The following is a 13,490-nucleotide window of genomic DNA, read 5'->3' as shown; positions in this document are numbered from 1 at the left end:
TCGGTCACGTCAGACCCCCCCGTCGACGTCGGAGGCGCGCTCGACGGGGTCGGGGATACCGGTCCCGTCGCCGTCCGCCCGGGTAGTCGTGCTGCCGTCATCGTCCGGGTCGGTATCCCGCCCGGCGACCGACGCGGCGACCAGGTCGCCAACCGTCTCGTCCAGCGGCGGCGAGCGGAACTCCTGGAGCTCGTACTCGCCGGCCGGGACGCGGTAGGCCCGGAGGAGTCGCTTGTCGGCGTCGGCCGAGTCGTCGGCCCGGTCGACCTCGTACGCCGTGTAGGTCAGCGCGGACCGGGTCATGTCGACCACGGTGTAGCCCCAGCGCGAGGAGTTGAACCACTCGATGTGGGGGTTCTGTGCCTGGACGGACTCGTCGATAGCGTCCTCCGTCTCGTCGGCCGGGAGGCCGCCCGCGGCGCCGAGGTTGTCGCTGGTGACACCGGGCGTCATGAACTCGACGCCGACGCGCTCGCCGCCGGCGTACTCGGACTGTTCGGGGTCCTTGTAATCCTGTTTCAGGTAGCCGGCGATGTACGTGTGCATGTCGCCGGTGAGAGTGACGTAGTTCTCCACCTCGTCGCGGGCCAGTCGGCCCATCAGGAGATCGCGTTCGGCCTCGTAGCCGTCCCAGGCGTCGTAGTTGAGGTAGACGCTGGCGGGGCCGGCCCCCGTCGTCCGCAGTGCCGCACACAGCACCTCGTTGCCGTGGAGCTTCCACTGCGCGTCCGTCCCCGTGACGCCGTCCGTGTTCGGCAGGCCGTCGGGGTTGGGACCCCCGTCGAGGAACCAGCGGTACTGCTCGGTCCCCAGCATCGTCCGGTCGAGGGCGTCCTGGTCCCGGGACGGGGGGACCGCGACGTCACGGCGCTCGCCGTCCGGACCCTCGGGCGGTCGCGACCGGTAGAGCCGCTCGTCGGTCATGAACAGCTCCGTCAGGTCGCCGAACCTGAACGAGCGGTAGAGGCCGAAGTAGTCCTGGGCGGTGTTGTCGGGGCCGTAGTCCTCACCGGGGTCGTCGTAATCGACCCGCAGCGGGAGGTACTCCAGCATCCCCGCGATGCCGCTGGCGTACAGCTCCCGCATCCGCCCGAAGTCGCCGCCGAAAGGGTGGCTCCGCGTGTCCGGCGCGTCGGCCTCGTCGTTCCACCAGCGGTTGTTGACGACCTCGTGGTCGTCCCAAGTGTGGATGAACGTGTGGCGCTCCATCGCGGCCTGCAGGAGGTCGTCGGCCCGGTAGGTGCGGTGGAGCGCCCGGAAGTCGGCCAGCGTGTGTGCCACCGACTTCCCGCTCGGGAGCTGGATGTCCCGGCCGGGCTGGCTCCCCTCGCCGGCGTACTCGTAGAGGAAGTCCCCCAGCGAGACGTGGTAGTCGACGTCCTCCTCGGCGATGCGGGCGAAGCCGCCGTAGTAGCCGTGCTCGTAGCGGTTGCACGAGGAGACCGCCAGCGACAGCCGGTCGGGGCTGGCGTCCGGTGCCGGCAGCGTCCGGAGCCGCCCGACCGGGCTCGCTGCCCGGTCGCCGTAGACGAAGCGGTAGAAGTAGAACCGGTCCGCGTCGAGTTCGCCGTCCAGGTCGGCGCTGACCGTGTAGTCGTGTGCCGCGACCGGGGTCGACACGGTGTAGGTCGTCCCCCCCGCGAAGTCGGCCGCGTCGTTCGGCGTCGCACGGTCCGGCGCCGGCGTCACCTGCAGGAACAGGTCGTCGTCGGTGAGCGCCCCCAGCTCCGGGTCCAGCCGCGTCCAGACGACGGCCCCGCTCGGCGTCGGGTCGCCGCTCGCGACCGACTGCGGGAAGGCGCCTCCGCTCCCGACGGCCGACGGCGTCGGCTCCGCGTCGGTTTCGGTCGGGGACTCCGGTTCCGCCACCGCGCCGGTGCTCAGTAGCGTTGCCGCGGCCGCGCCCGCGGATGTCGCTCCGGCCGCCTTCAGCACTCCCCGTCGTGTCGTGCGATGCTCGCCACCAACTGTCGGGTCCGTCATCGGGAGAACACAGCGATTTTCGGAGGTTAAGACTTCTAGCGAAAGCATCCAAAAATATAGACGGGTGGCCGAGAACGTCCGGGGAATAGCCGAAGGACGTAACGGACTGTCAGAGGGAGACCTATCGAGAACCAATACCGATACGTAGTGGCACGTACGGGCGGAGCTGAACGGGGTATCAGTCGGCCGGCAGGGGATACGGCAGGCGCGAGCAGTCAGTCCTGCGGCGTGTCGCCTCCGGGTGGGCCCTCCCCCTCGCCGGGCCCCTCGTCCCGGTCGTCGGCGTCGTCGAAGCGGTAGTCGGACTCGTCCATCTCGACCTCCGTCCGGGGGGCACCGCCCTCGTAGACGGCGCCGGTGGCGATGCCGCCCGTCTTGGCGTCGAGGTACGGCCCCACGACGAACTTCCGGAGGCCGACCCGGAACGGGTAGCGCGTCGGCGGCAGCACCAGCACCAGCCCGAGGACGTCGGTCAGGAACCCCGGCGTGAGGAAGAGCCCGGCGGCCACGAGGATGAGCGCGCCGTCCAGCAGCTCGTCGCCCGGGAGGTCGCCCCCGGCGAGGCTCCGCTGGATCTTCCGGACGGTGTGGCGTCCCTCGGCCCGGACCAGCAGCAGTCCGACCAGCGACGTGACCACCACCACGAGCACGCCCTGGACGACGGTCAGGGGCCCGACCGCCACCAGCCCGACCAGGAGCAGGAAGTCCAGCACCGGGACCAGCAACAGCACGGCCACGAGACGCAGGTCCATACCCCCGGTAGCCAGCCCTGCCTGAAAACCCTGAGCCTTCGCACACGCCGGGAGACCCGTCGCCCGCGGCCTCAGTACGTGATGACCTCGTAGTCGTCGCGGACGAGCGAGATGACGCTCGTGTAGTCGTCCCGGGTGCGGAGGATCCGGACCCCCTCCGCCTCGCCCACCTCGTCGGCCACGCCGAGGTTGCGCGCGCAGTCCTCGCAGGCCGCGATGTCGGCCACCTCGCGGTAGAGCGAGTGGAACTCGTGGTCGGGGTCCTCGAGCTGCGGTATCCACCTGACCCCGGCGCCGTCGAAGACCAGTCGGACGTTGTCGGTGACGCTCTCCGAGAGGGAGACGGCCGCGTCGAGCCCGTTGTACAGCCTCGCGTGATCGGCCTCGGTTTCCAGTCCCGCCATGATGATGATCGCCACGTCGGCCATACCGGGTCCCGGTGGTCGAACCCTGTTAATCGTTCTCCCGGTCAGCCGGCGGCGATGAGCGCGACGCCGCCGACCGCCAGCAGCGCGGCCAGCAGCCGCCGGCCGAAGCCCCGCTCCCGGAGGAGCAGGCCGCCCAGCACGACCGCCACGACGGCCTGCGTGTTGACCACCGGGGAGACGATGCTGGCCGGGGCCGCGTCGAACGCGAGGACGGTGAGGTGGATGCCGACGGCGAACACGCCGGAGAGCCCGACGAGTCCCGGGACCGACGCCCGGAGCCCGCTCCCCGCGAGCCGGGGGAGCGCGACGGGGAGCGCGACCAGCGAGACGCCGACGAGCGTGGCCAGCGCGAGCGCCTGCGGCACCAGGTCGGTCGTCGTGAGCGCCGCGCGGGTACCGACGTCCGCGACCGCGAACAGGACTGCGCCAGCGAGCGCAAGGCGGGCCGGGGTGTAGCCGGCCGCCCGCCGGAACGGCGCCAGGACACCGCCGCCCTCGTAGTTGGCGACGTAGATGGCCAGGGTCGCGACCAGCACGCCCGCGACCGCCGGCGGGCCGAGCCGCTCGCCCAGCAGCAGCAGCTCCAGTGGGAGGACGAAGACGGGGACGAGCTTGTTCAGCGGCGCGACGTAGGAGATCTCGCCGAGTTTGAACGCCCGGACCGAGACCAGCGACGCGGCACCGGCTGCCGCGCCGACGCCCGCGACGAGCAGCCAGTCCCCGGCCGCGAGGGTCGCCGGCAGCAGCGGCTCACCGGCGGGCCAGGTGACGGCGGCGATGACGGCGTACCAGCCGAGCGCGCCGAGTTCGTTCGCGGCGACGTAGACCGTCGCGGGGAGGCCGGCGAACGCCTGCTTGTAGGCGAAGAGGTAGCCGCCGAAGACGAGCGCCGCGGTGACCGCCAGCGCGACGCCCGCGGGGAGGGCCGGGAGCCCGGGACCGAGCACGCTATCGGGTCCGCGCGGGTGACAGGTAGCCCCTGCGGTTCCTGGCGCCTATCAGCCACCGCGGCGGTCCCGCGGTCGCCGGGACCGGCCACACGCTCGAGGGGACGCCCCGGATCCCCTGGCGGGCGCTCGCCTCCCGCACGCTGCCGGTCATCGGGGGTCGCGGGACGCGGCGCCCGCGATGGGTCAGCGACTTGTCGCTCCGGGCCCTTCATCCGGTCGATGGCACCGTCGCTCTCGGCGGGACTCCTCGTGGACGTGCTGGCCACGGTCCTGCCCCGGGTCGCGAAGATCGGCCTGTTCATCGGCCTGGGGGTGGCGCTGGCCGACCTGCTGGTCTCGTTCGGCCTGCTCGAGAAGGTGACGGGCCTCTCCCGTCGGCTCACCGGGCCCGCGAACCTCCCGGACGAGGCCGGTACCGCCATCGTCACCACCGCCGCCTCCACGACCGCCGGCTACGGGATGCTCGCGGAGTACCGCGACGAGGGCCGCATGGACGACCGCGCGACGCTCGTCGCCGTCACGATCAACACGTTCTTCGGGTTCGTCCAACACGTCCCGACGTTCTACGCGCCAGTGCTGGTCCCCATCCTCGGCCTCCGGGTCGGCCTGGCGTACGTCGCGGCGCGGGCGCTGGTGGCGCTGGTTATCACCCTGACCGGCGTCGCCGCGGGGGCACTGTTGTTGGACGCACCGACGGGGCCGCCCGCAACGGCAGGGGCCGATCCGACGGACGCCGGCGAGACAGTCGAGCCGGACGGGGGCGACCCGGTGGCCACGACGGAGCCGCCGGAATCGACCCGCGCCCGGCTGCTGGGGGCCGCACGGACGGGGGCGGAGAAGGTGCGTGATGTCCTGCCACGGCTGGCGCTGGTCTACGCGCTCGTGGTGCTCGCCACCCGGTTCTACGACCCGGCGAACCTGACATCGCTGGCCGGACCGCTCTCGACGGCCACCGGCCTCCCCGGCGCCGCGGTGCCGGTCATCGCCGTCTTCGCGCTGGACACGACCAACGGGGCGCTGGTGCTGGCGCCGCTCGTCCGGGACGGCACCTTCGGCGCCCGGGCGGCGGTCGCGACGATGCTCATCGGCGGCATCGTCTCCTTCGCCGTCTCCACGTTCAAGCGCTCCATCCCGTTCCAGTACGGCATCTGGGGCGCCGAATTCGGCTCAAAGGTGGTCGTCGTGAACACGGCGCTGAAGCTGGTCTGGATCGCCCTGGCCGTGACGGTGGTGCTGTACGCGCCACTACCGATCCCGTAGATAGCGGACGTGGGACGGTCCTACTGCGGACTGCGGTAGCGCCGGTCGACCTTCTCGACGTGGCCGAAGTACGAGAGGACGTCCAGCATGTCGCCGACCTGCTCGCTGGAGTAGCGGTTGTGGAGGCCGGCGTACTCGGCGATCTTCGACTGCTGGTTGCCGCGCCCGTTGGTCCGCTGGGTCGCGTCCTCGACGGCTTCGATGAGCTCGGCGAACACGTCGGTCGTCTCCTCGAACCGGGGGTCGTTCGGGCCGATGACGCCCTCGTTCTTCAGCGCGTTCCCGATCTCGTCCATGGACTCGCCCTCGATCGTGAACTTTGCCATAGACGATGATAGACGCGCACCTTAAATAAATATTTCGCTGCTTGCGAGGATACCTGGGCGGTTCGGGCGATACGCCCCCGATTTGGGAGTAACGCTCCCGACCGTCGACCGGTGGGGCGGGTGTGGCGCCGCCACACGCGGACAGTAACAGGAACTTTCATTATGGTTCGGCTTGTCGACACCGGTAGATGCTCACCATCGTACGTGTACGGGTCCGATAAGCCCCCTCCTCCTGGCCGACCGTACCGACGACGACCACCTCACCGCCCCCGACACATGAGCACCCAACGCACACGCACCCGCGACACGACGAACTCGAACCAGACGACCACCACCCCGACCGAACCCCGCGCCGGCCAGCGGACGGCGACCGAGCGCGACCCCTGGACCGTCACCGAGACGGAGGACCCGTTCGCGACGGCGAGGGCCCCGCGGACGTTCGACCCCTTCTCCACCCGCCGGCTCCGCAACTGCTGTGACGACCGGAACGCCGCGCAGCTCGAGGAGTGACCGGTCGACCCGGAACGCGGCTACCCGAACAGGAACCGGTGGAACGATACCAGCCGCCGGTAGGCAACCAGCGATAGCCCGCCGAGGAACGCGCTGACACCGACCCCGTTCAGCAGCAGAAACCACTCGTTGGCGTCGGAGACGGGGCCGTCGCCGAAGCAGTAGTCCACCGCCATCATCGACGTGAGCGTGACCCCCTCCATATCGGCGGGCGACCCCGGGCACCCGGCCATGGGTGGATGTAGCGATGCCGAGACGACGACCGCCAGTCCTGTCGCTGCTACGCACAGCCCGAAGAGGCGTCTGAGTCCCATTCCCGTTTCCCCCGGTTTGGGAACGAACTGCACACTACATAATTCCATCGGCCCGATCGGCAAACCGAACCGGCCCGGAGGCGACGACCGGTTGTCCGCCGGTCGCTCCAGCGTCCCAGTCGGCAGTGGCGCCACCGGCATCACCGTCTCCCCGTCCAGCGCGTCGGTGTCCGGGCCCGCCCGAACTCCCAGTCCTCGTCCCCGTCGGTGGTCGTGCCGCCGGCGGGCGGTGCCGCCCTCGCTCGGCCCACGCGCGTCGGTTCCGCACCGGCTGCGGCAGGTAGTTCGACAGGTCGGTCGTCGTGATGCCGACCGGCGCCCCCGGGCCGTCGCGGACGACCAGCGACCCGATGGCCGCGTCAGGAAGCGTCGCCGTCACCTCCTGGGCGGTCGCGTCGGGGCCGGTCGTCCGCACGACGCCGGTCATCACGTCCCGGACGGTCGGGCCGACGACGTACCCGAGCGGCCGCCCGCCCCTCGCACCGGGGGCGCGTGGTGGCGGCTCGGCGCCGACCGGGCACGAGCGCCCGGGGGGCTAAGTCGCTGCGTCGCGTACCACCGGTGTGTCCAGCGGTGACCGCTTCGCCCGGCTCGCGACGCTCGCCCCGTCCTCGGAGCTGGTCGACTGGTCGCTGTTCGTCTCGGTGGTCGTCCTCCTGACGACCGGGCTGGCGACGGGGTTCGCCGGCGGCCTCGGCGACGCCTGGCTGTTCGTCGTCCACGGGGTTGCGGGGCTGTCACTGGTCGTTCTGGTCGCAGTGAAGCTCTACCGGGTCCGCGCGCGGATCCGGGCCGGCATCCGGGCCCGCTCGGGGACGGTCGGACTGTCGGTACTGCTGGCGGGTCTCGTGCTCGGGACGCTCGGGACCGGCCTCTGGTTCGTCTTCGGTGGCCCGCTCTACCTCGGCGGACTGGCGCTGCTCGTGCTCCACGTCCTGCTGGGGGTGGCCATCGTCCCGGTCCTGTGGCTCCACCTGCGCGACCGGCTGCACGCGCCGACCGCCGCGCTCGAGGGGGCCGACCGCCGGGACGCGCTCCGGTACGCGGGGCTGGTCGGGGCCGGGGCCGTCGCGTGGCGGAGCCAGCGGACGGTCAACCGGCTGCTCGGGACCGACAGCGCGGGCCGCCGGTTCACCGGCTCCCGCGAGCGCGGCAGTGACGACGGCAACCGCTTCCCGGTCACGATGTGGGTCGCCGACGACCCCGAGCCCGTCGACCCGGGGACGTGGTCGCTCTCGGTCGGCGGTGCGGTGACCGACCCGTTCACGCTCGACCACGACGACCTGTCGGCCGACGGCCGGCGGCGGGCCGTCATCGACTGCACCAGCGGCTGGTACTCCGAGCACGAGTGGGCCGGCGTCCCCGTGGCCGACCTGCTCGAGCGCGCGGGACCGACGGGGGACGCCCGCTGGGTCCAGTTCCGCTCGGTCACGGGCTACCGGTGGTCGCTCCCCGTCGAGGAGGCCCGCGGCGCGCTGCTGGCGACCGCGGTGGACGACGAGCGACTCTCGCATGGCCACGGCTTCCCGCTCCGGCTGGTCGCACCGGGGCGCCGCGGCTTCCAGTGGGTCAAGTGGGTCGAGTCCGTCCGGGTCACCCGCCGGCGCGAACTCGGGGAGTGGGTCGCCATCTTCGCCAGCGGGCTGTCGGAGTAGCCGGACGCGAGCCCGGTCAGTCCGCCCCCGCGCCGGAGGCGGCGTCGGTGCCGGGGTCGGAGTCCAGACGCCGCTCGGCGGCGTGCGGGCGGCGCTCGGTCTCCGGGTCCAGCGCTGCCCGGGCCGGCTCGGAGAGCTTGTTCTCGACGGCCCGGCCGGCCCGCTCGCGGACGACGATGTCGTCCTCCTCCAGCCTCTGGAGGTGGTGGGTCACGGTCGAGGGCGAGCGGTCGACCTCGTCGGCGAGCCCGCTGACGGAGGTCGGCTCCAGCCGGACCAGTGCGTCGAGGATGTCGGCGGTGGCCTCGTCGGCCATGGCGGCAGCCAGCTCGAGGTCGTCCGTCCCGGCGGGGTAGAACCGCTCGCAGTTGCGGACCCGGGCGGTCGCGACCAGCCCCTCCCGCCGGAGCACCTTCACGTGGTGGCGCGCGGTCGAGAGGTTGATCTCCGCCCGGTCGCTGACCGCGGTGATGGGGTCGCCGGGCTGGTCGCTGATGGCCTCGTAGACGTCCCGGCGGGCGTCCAGCTCCAGCGGGTCGGAGTCGTCGTACCGGGAGTAGCGGAAGACCGACAGCATCCGGGCCAGCCGGGAGAGGGGCCCCTCGCCGGCTCGCGCGGCCGCGGCCCGGAGCGCCGTCGTGCCGGTGCCGGTCCCGCCGAGGGCGGACCCCTGACGGACGGCGATGCCCGCGGCGCCCAGCAGCAGCGCGGCCAGCGCTCCGCCGGCCGCGGTGTCGCCGTCGACCGGGAGGTCCTCGAGACCGAGCAGCGTCAGTAGGCCCTCCACCCCGCTCGCGGTCGCAGTATCAGGGGTGTCGTCCCCACCGGTGTCGGCGCTCCCACCGGTGCCGACGTCGTCGCTCGCGCCCTCGTCCGTCGCGCCATCGCGGGCGGCGAACTCGGCGGCGACCGCGCCGTCGTCGGAGCCACCGGACAGGGCCGTCGCCGAGTCGCTCTCCGCCGTATCGGTGTCCGTCGACGCGAGGAGATCGCCGCCCCCCGTCAGCGCCGCGGTCGTGTCGCCGGCCGTGCCGACGAGGTCCGTGGTCACCGTCCCGGTCGCGCCGATGAGCGAGGTCGTCCGCTCGGTGGTGAACTCGCCGAGCTCGGCAGTCGTGTCGGCGACGGCCGTCGTCAGGTTGCCGTCCGCCGTCGTGTCCTCGACCGCCGACCCGGTCTCCTCGGTGGTTTCGGCCACCTCGTCGGTCACCGTGTCGGTGGTGTCGTCGACGGTATCCCCGGTGGTGTCCGTCGTGTCCTCCGTAGTGTCGGCGGTGTCGGTGGTGTCGTCGACGGTGTCCTCGGCGGTATCCGTCGTGTCCTCCGTGGTGTCGGTGGTGTCGTCGACGGTCTCGTTTGTCGTATCGGTGGTGTCGTCGACCGTGTCGCTTGTCTCGTTCAGCAGGCCGTCGTCGTCCTCCAGCGTGGCCGCGTCGCTGGCCGCCATCGCGGGCGCGCCGGCGACGGCTCCGAGCAGGAGCCACGCGGCGACGGCCGCGACCAGGGCTGTGGACGCCCCGGTCCGGTCGCTAGAGGACATGCGATTGGTACAAGAGCACGCTCAGCGGACTTAAATTGCCGGGTGTAACTGGGCATGGAACCGCTGATGCGACTGGATGCGCATACAACCCCGAGGCCGGCGGTGCCGTCGCCCCGGTCGTTTGGACGATTTCGCCACAATCCCCTTTCCGTCTCGTACTGTTTGTTCGGTCAAGTGGAAACACCATGTCCACGCAGGACTCAGATATGACCGGACAGACCGCCGAGGACGGCGAGGCCGACCGACCGACAGAGGAGGGGACCAGAGCGGAGATCATGGACGCGACGTACGAGGCGCTTCGCAAGCACGGCTACGCCGAGCTGACCATCCAGACCATCGCCGACGAGTTCCCGAAGTCGAAGTCGCTGCTGTACTACCACTACGATGCCAAGGACGACCTGCTGGTCGACTTCGTCGACTGGCTGGTCGAGGAGTTCGCGGCTGAGGTGGGCGCCGACCCCGCCGACGGGGCGGAGGAGCGCCTGCGGAGCGCGTTCGAGATGCTCGTCCCGGTGGAGCCGACCGAAACGGAGGACGACGTCCGGCTCTCGCTGCTCGAACTCCGGATGCGGGCGCCCCGCGACGAGCGGTTCGCCCGCCGGTTCGAGGCACTCGACGAGCGGGTCCAGAAGGAGTTCGCCGCTGCCGTCCGCGCGGGTATCGCCCGGGACCGGTTCCGTGACGCCGACCCCGAGTTCGTCGCGGAGACGCTCTACTCGCTGGCGACCGGGACCACGGTCCGCCGACTGACCACCGACCGCGACAGCGCGACGGCCCATCGCGCGCTGGACGACGTCATCGAACGGCTCCGCGCCTGACGGCCCGCGGCTCCCGGAGCGCCACAACCCGGCGACTGAGCCGGCGGGTTCAATACCGCCCCGCTCCCCGGTCCTGTCGTGGACGCGCCCGCATCCGACTCCGCTGAAGCCGACGACCGGCCGCACCTCCTCCTGACGAACGACGACGGCATCGACAGCCCCGGCCTCGAGGCGCTCCGGGGGACGCTCGCGGACCGCGCGCGGGTGACCGTCGTCGCGCCGACGACGGACCACAGCGGTGTCGGGCGGCAGCGTTCGGACGCCGTCGAGGTGACCCGTCGCGGCCCGGACACGTACGCCGTCGACGGGACGCCGGCGGACTGCGCGGCCTTCGGGCTCCGGGGGCTGGACGACCGGCCGGACCTGGTGGTCTCGGGCTGCAACGTCGGCCCCAACTTCGACGCCTACATCCTCGGCCACTCCGGCACCGTCGCCGCGGCCGTCGAGGCCGCCTTCCTCGGGACACCCGCAGTCGCCGTCTCCGCGTACGACCCGACGGGGTTCCTGCCGGACCCGGACGACCCCGCGGACTACGCGCTGCCCGCGGCAGCGACCGAGCATCTCGTGACCAGCGCGCTGGAGACCGCCGTCTTCGAGGGGTTCGCCGGCTTCGGCGCCGCCGAGGCGACCGACGGCGAGGTGGACGGGCCGGACACCACCACCGACCGCGTCGGCTTCCTCAACGTGAACGCCCCCGCCATCGCCCCGGAAGCCGGCGTCGAGATGCGCGTCACGCAACCGTTGACCGACTACGACACCCGCATCGAGCGCGACGGCGACCGGTTCCGGTTCCGGAACACGTTCTGGGCCTCCGCCGGCGTCGAGGCGGACCTCGGGCTGGACAACCCGCCGGACCTCCCGGCCCACGACCCCGCGGACTACCCCGAGGCGTCCGACCGGCACGCCATCCTCGCGGGCGACGTGTCGGTGACACCGCTGACGGCCCCCCACGGCGTCAGCAGCCACGAGGCCCTCGACGCCCTGGCCGCCGACTGGCGGTTCGACGGGAACTGAGGTCCCGGCCGGGAGTCCATCGTATCCGAGATATCGCTCACTTCTCGGGATCATCGCCGGGTTCCAGGCCGTAGATGGCGAGTACAACGCGAACCCCGGCTAACGCCCCGGCGACCCCGGTCGTCTCACAACCGCCGGGACTCGGCGACGGCGTCGATGAGCGCCCCGAACCGGACGGCCGCCCGGCGCGACCAGCGCCAGCAGCACCGGGCGGCGAGGAACCCACACAGCCCGGCCAGGCTAACCCCCACGTTGGACGCGAGCACCGTCGTGGCCGTCCAGGTGATGTGGTCCCGGAACAGTTCCATCGCGAACACGCGGGTCGCGAGCCGGGCCAGCAGCAGGCAGGCGACGGTCCCCAGCAGCAGCCGCCGGTAGCCATAGGCCAGCCGCATGTCCGTGGGGTCGGGCGGAAACGTCCGCGTGGAGCCGACCCGCCGCCGGAACAGCCGGCGACAGCGCCCACGCAGCCGACGTCCAAGCCGGCGAACCCGCAGCAGCCGGCGCCCGAGCCGGCCGCTGTAGCCGGCCGCGAGCGGCTCCGGGGGCTCGGAACGGGGCGGCATGGCGCGAGCACCGCGTTGGATGGCACGGCATATCAACCCGCGTCAGACGGGCGTCCCACGCCGCGCGGGGTCGGCCGGCCGCCGTCCGACGCGCGGCCGACGCCGACGGAGGGTTTTCGTCGGGGGACGACCGACCGGGAGGTATGACCGGGCCCCGCTCGCTCTACGTCGGCGCGGTGCCGAGCGACGGCGAGGGCTGGTTCGCGGCCGCGCTCGACGGCGACGGGTTCGCCAGTGCTGGCGCCCACGCGGGGATGGGGGCCTGCTGGACCCACCACGAGGAGCGTGCGGCGCGCATCCTGGTCGGTGCCCCGATCGGGTCCGCGGGTGCGGCGGGGGCGCGCGAGTGCGACGAGCGGGCGCGAGTCGCCCTCGGCGAGCGCGGGCACGTCGTGGCCGACCCGCCCGTCCGCGAGGCTGCGCGCAAGCGGCGCTACCCGGCCGCCGCCCGGGTCCACGAGCGGGTGACCGGGCGCGACCTCTCCGAGCGGGCGTTCGAGCTGGCCGACGCCGCCGCCGCGCTGGACGACCTCCTCGGCGAGGTGCCCGAGGCCCGCGGCCTGGTGGCCGAGTCACATCCGGAGGTCTGCTTCACCGCGTTCGCGGGCGCGCCGCCGGAGCACGCGCGGTCGACCGCCGGCGGCTACGCCGAGCGGATGCGCGCGCTGGCGGAGTTCGACCGCGACGCCCCGCCCGCGGTCCAGTCCGCCGCGGCGGCCGCCGGCGACGCCCGCGTCACCGTCCACGACGTGCTGGACGCGCTCGCGCTGGCCTACACCGCCCGACCGGGCACAGGCGAACTCCGGTCGCTCCCCCCGGACCCGCCGACCGACGAGGAGGGACTCCCGATGGCTATCCACTACCGCGCCCCCGAGCCGCTCGACTGAGCCGTGGTCCGCCGGTCGCCGACGAACCCGACCGCTCGTGACCGTTCAGCGGCGGCTATGCGGCGAGCGCGGCCCCGAACCGCGGCGCCGCCGCTTGCGAGGTGAAAATACGGAGAAGGTGTACTACGGTGCGACGGAGTCGCCGTTCAGACGCGGCGCGGGTTCTGCGCGCGCGGCCCCTTGTCGGTCTCGACGATCTCGAACTCGAGCTCCTCGCCCTCCTCGAGATCAGGTCCCTCGACGTCGTCCATGTGGACGAACACGTCGTCGTCCGCTTCGTCAGTCTCGATGAAACCGTAGCCGCCGGTGTCGTTGAAGAAATCAACTTGTCCAGTTGCCATACCCCAAGACGGGGGCAGGCGACGTATAACCCTTCCGAGACGGGAAAGACCACGATAGCGGCTCACACGGGCGGTGGCGTCGGCCGCGCGCGGCCCGCGCTTACGGCCGCCCTCCGTCGATATCGCCCGGGACATGCCGCGCCGGC

16 protein-coding genes are annotated in these 13,490 nt (G+C 72.3%); 7 read left to right on the top strand and 9 right to left on the bottom strand.

Annotation, left to right across the window (positions count from 1 at the left end):
* Window positions 1–9: 9 nt before the first annotated feature.
* The 4 genes from DP107_RS14255 to DP107_RS14240 all read right to left on the bottom strand — a co-directional run bounded on the left by DP107_RS14255 (window position 10) and on the right by DP107_RS14240 (window position 4,110).
* The gene (locus tag DP107_RS14255; RefSeq protein WP_185977324.1) at window positions 10–1,983 is read right to left on the bottom strand and encodes an alkaline phosphatase D family protein; all 1,974 of its coding nucleotides are present in this window, start codon (window positions 1,981–1,983) and stop codon (window positions 10–12) included.
* Between the two features lie 215 nt (window positions 1,984–2,198).
* Window positions 2,199–2,735: an FxsA family protein gene (locus tag DP107_RS14250; protein WP_144262809.1), complete on the bottom strand. Its 537-nt coding sequence runs from the start codon at window positions 2,733–2,735 to the stop codon at window positions 2,199–2,201.
* 71 nt (window positions 2,736–2,806) lie between these two features.
* Window positions 2,807–3,163 carry a DsrE family protein gene (locus DP107_RS14245; RefSeq protein WP_144262808.1) on the bottom strand — a complete coding sequence of 119 codons (357 nt, stop codon included), beginning with the start codon at window positions 3,161–3,163 and terminating at the stop codon, window positions 2,807–2,809.
* Between the two features lie 41 nt (window positions 3,164–3,204).
* Window positions 3,205–4,110 carry a DMT family transporter gene (locus DP107_RS14240; protein ID WP_144262807.1) on the bottom strand — a complete coding sequence of 302 codons (906 nt, stop codon included), beginning with the start codon at window positions 4,108–4,110 and terminating at the stop codon, window positions 3,205–3,207.
* Window positions 4,111–4,332: 222 nt separating this feature from the next.
* Here DP107_RS14240 and DP107_RS14235 point away from each other — a divergent pair, with 222 nt between their 5' ends.
* The gene (locus DP107_RS14235; RefSeq protein WP_144262806.1) at window positions 4,333–5,373 is read left to right on the top strand and encodes a nucleoside recognition protein; all 1,041 of its coding nucleotides are present in this window, start codon (window positions 4,333–4,335) and stop codon (window positions 5,371–5,373) included.
* Window positions 5,374–5,393: 20 nt separating this feature from the next.
* On the opposite strand, the gene DP107_RS14230 is transcribed toward DP107_RS14235, so the two are convergent.
* On the bottom strand, window positions 5,394–5,699 hold the full coding sequence (locus DP107_RS14230) for a hypothetical protein (protein WP_144262805.1): 306 nt from the start codon (window positions 5,697–5,699) through the stop codon (window positions 5,394–5,396).
* Between the two features lie 276 nt (window positions 5,700–5,975).
* On the opposite strand from DP107_RS14230, the gene DP107_RS14225 reads away from it, so the two are divergent.
* Complete coding sequence (locus DP107_RS14225; protein ID WP_144262804.1) at window positions 5,976–6,209, top strand: hypothetical protein; 234 nt, start codon at window positions 5,976–5,978, stop codon at window positions 6,207–6,209.
* A gap of 20 nt (window positions 6,210–6,229) precedes the next feature.
* Here the strand turns inward: DP107_RS14225 and DP107_RS14220 are convergent, their stop codons facing one another.
* On the bottom strand, window positions 6,230–6,412 hold the full coding sequence (locus DP107_RS14220) for a hypothetical protein (protein WP_144262803.1): 183 nt from the start codon (window positions 6,410–6,412) through the stop codon (window positions 6,230–6,232).
* A gap of 416 nt (window positions 6,413–6,828) precedes the next feature.
* Between DP107_RS14220 and DP107_RS14215 the strand changes: the two genes are divergently transcribed.
* Both DP107_RS14215 and DP107_RS14210 read left to right on the top strand, forming a co-directional pair.
* The gene (locus tag DP107_RS14215) at window positions 6,829–7,062 is read left to right on the top strand and encodes a hypothetical protein (protein ID WP_144262802.1); all 234 of its coding nucleotides are present in this window, start codon (window positions 6,829–6,831) and stop codon (window positions 7,060–7,062) included.
* A gap of 24 nt (window positions 7,063–7,086) precedes the next feature.
* Window positions 7,087–8,178 (top strand): molybdopterin-dependent oxidoreductase, encoded by a 1,092-nt coding sequence (locus tag DP107_RS14210; protein WP_144262801.1) that lies wholly within the window; start codon window positions 7,087–7,089, stop codon window positions 8,176–8,178.
* Between the two features lie 16 nt (window positions 8,179–8,194).
* Here the strand turns inward: DP107_RS14210 and DP107_RS14205 are convergent, their stop codons facing one another.
* The gene (locus tag DP107_RS14205) at window positions 8,195–9,718 is read right to left on the bottom strand and encodes a winged helix-turn-helix transcriptional regulator (protein WP_144262800.1); all 1,524 of its coding nucleotides are present in this window, start codon (window positions 9,716–9,718) and stop codon (window positions 8,195–8,197) included.
* Window positions 9,719–9,924: 206 nt separating this feature from the next.
* Between DP107_RS14205 and DP107_RS14200 the strand changes: the two genes are divergently transcribed.
* Together DP107_RS14200 and surE are read left to right on the top strand one after the other, a co-directional pair.
* Window positions 9,925–10,536, top strand: coding sequence for a TetR/AcrR family transcriptional regulator (locus DP107_RS14200; protein ID WP_185977323.1), 612 nt, complete (start codon window positions 9,925–9,927; stop codon window positions 10,534–10,536).
* Window positions 10,537–10,614: 78 nt separating this feature from the next.
* Window positions 10,615–11,550 carry a 5'/3'-nucleotidase SurE gene (gene surE / locus DP107_RS14195; RefSeq protein ID WP_144262798.1) on the top strand — a complete coding sequence of 312 codons (936 nt, stop codon included), beginning with the start codon at window positions 10,615–10,617 and terminating at the stop codon, window positions 11,548–11,550.
* Window positions 11,551–11,675: 125 nt separating this feature from the next.
* Here the strand turns inward: surE and DP107_RS14190 are convergent, their stop codons facing one another.
* Window positions 11,676–12,116: a hypothetical protein gene (locus DP107_RS14190; protein ID WP_144262797.1), complete on the bottom strand. Its 441-nt coding sequence runs from the start codon at window positions 12,114–12,116 to the stop codon at window positions 11,676–11,678.
* Between the two features lie 143 nt (window positions 12,117–12,259).
* On the opposite strand from DP107_RS14190, the gene DP107_RS14185 reads away from it, so the two are divergent.
* Entirely contained in the window at window positions 12,260–13,003 is a 744-nt protein-coding gene (locus DP107_RS14185) for a DUF429 domain-containing protein (protein ID WP_144262796.1), read from the top strand.
* A gap of 146 nt (window positions 13,004–13,149) precedes the next feature.
* On the opposite strand, the gene DP107_RS14180 is transcribed toward DP107_RS14185, so the two are convergent.
* Window positions 13,150–13,344 carry a cold-shock protein gene (locus DP107_RS14180; RefSeq protein WP_144262795.1) on the bottom strand — a complete coding sequence of 65 codons (195 nt, stop codon included), beginning with the start codon at window positions 13,342–13,344 and terminating at the stop codon, window positions 13,150–13,152.
* Window positions 13,345–13,490: the final 146 nt, after the last annotated feature.

The organism is Haloglomus irregulare (genome assembly GCF_007421925.1).
Taxonomy (GTDB): Archaea; Halobacteriota; Halobacteria; order Halobacteriales; family Haloarculaceae; genus Haloglomus; species Haloglomus irregulare.
This window is presented reverse-complemented; position numbering and strand designations above follow the sequence as displayed.

Excerpts from the sequence above, each read along its gene's own strand:
- DP107_RS14180 (WP_144262795.1), bottom strand. The coding sequence starts at position 13,344 with ATGGCAACTGGACAAGTTGATTTCTTCAACGACACCGGCGGCTACGGT.
- DP107_RS14190 (WP_144262797.1), bottom strand. The coding sequence starts at position 12,116 with ATGCCGCCCCGTTCCGAGCCCCCGGAGCCGCTCGCGGCCGGCTACAGC.
- DP107_RS14215 (WP_144262802.1), top strand. The coding sequence starts at position 6,829 with ATGCCGACCGGCGCCCCCGGGCCGTCGCGGACGACCAGCGACCCGATG.
- DP107_RS14185 (WP_144262796.1), top strand. The coding sequence starts at position 12,260 with ATGACCGGGCCCCGCTCGCTCTACGTCGGCGCGGTGCCGAGCGACGGC.
- DP107_RS14250 (WP_144262809.1), bottom strand. The coding sequence starts at position 2,735 with ATGGACCTGCGTCTCGTGGCCGTGCTGTTGCTGGTCCCGGTGCTGGAC.
- DP107_RS14205 (WP_144262800.1), bottom strand. The coding sequence starts at position 9,718 with ATGTCCTCTAGCGACCGGACCGGGGCGTCCACAGCCCTGGTCGCGGCC.
- DP107_RS14220 (WP_144262803.1), bottom strand. The coding sequence starts at position 6,412 with ATGGAGGGGGTCACGCTCACGTCGATGATGGCGGTGGACTACTGCTTC.
- DP107_RS14230 (WP_144262805.1), bottom strand. The coding sequence starts at position 5,699 with ATGGCAAAGTTCACGATCGAGGGCGAGTCCATGGACGAGATCGGGAAC.
- DP107_RS14225 (WP_144262804.1), top strand. The coding sequence starts at position 5,976 with ATGAGCACCCAACGCACACGCACCCGCGACACGACGAACTCGAACCAG.
- DP107_RS14255 (WP_185977324.1), bottom strand. The coding sequence starts at position 1,983 with ATGACGGACCCGACAGTTGGTGGCGAGCATCGCACGACACGACGGGGA.
- DP107_RS14235 (WP_144262806.1), top strand. The coding sequence starts at position 4,333 with ATGGCACCGTCGCTCTCGGCGGGACTCCTCGTGGACGTGCTGGCCACG.
- DP107_RS14245 (WP_144262808.1), bottom strand. The coding sequence starts at position 3,163 with ATGGCCGACGTGGCGATCATCATCATGGCGGGACTGGAAACCGAGGCC.
- DP107_RS14200 (WP_185977323.1), top strand. The coding sequence starts at position 9,925 with ATGACCGGACAGACCGCCGAGGACGGCGAGGCCGACCGACCGACAGAG.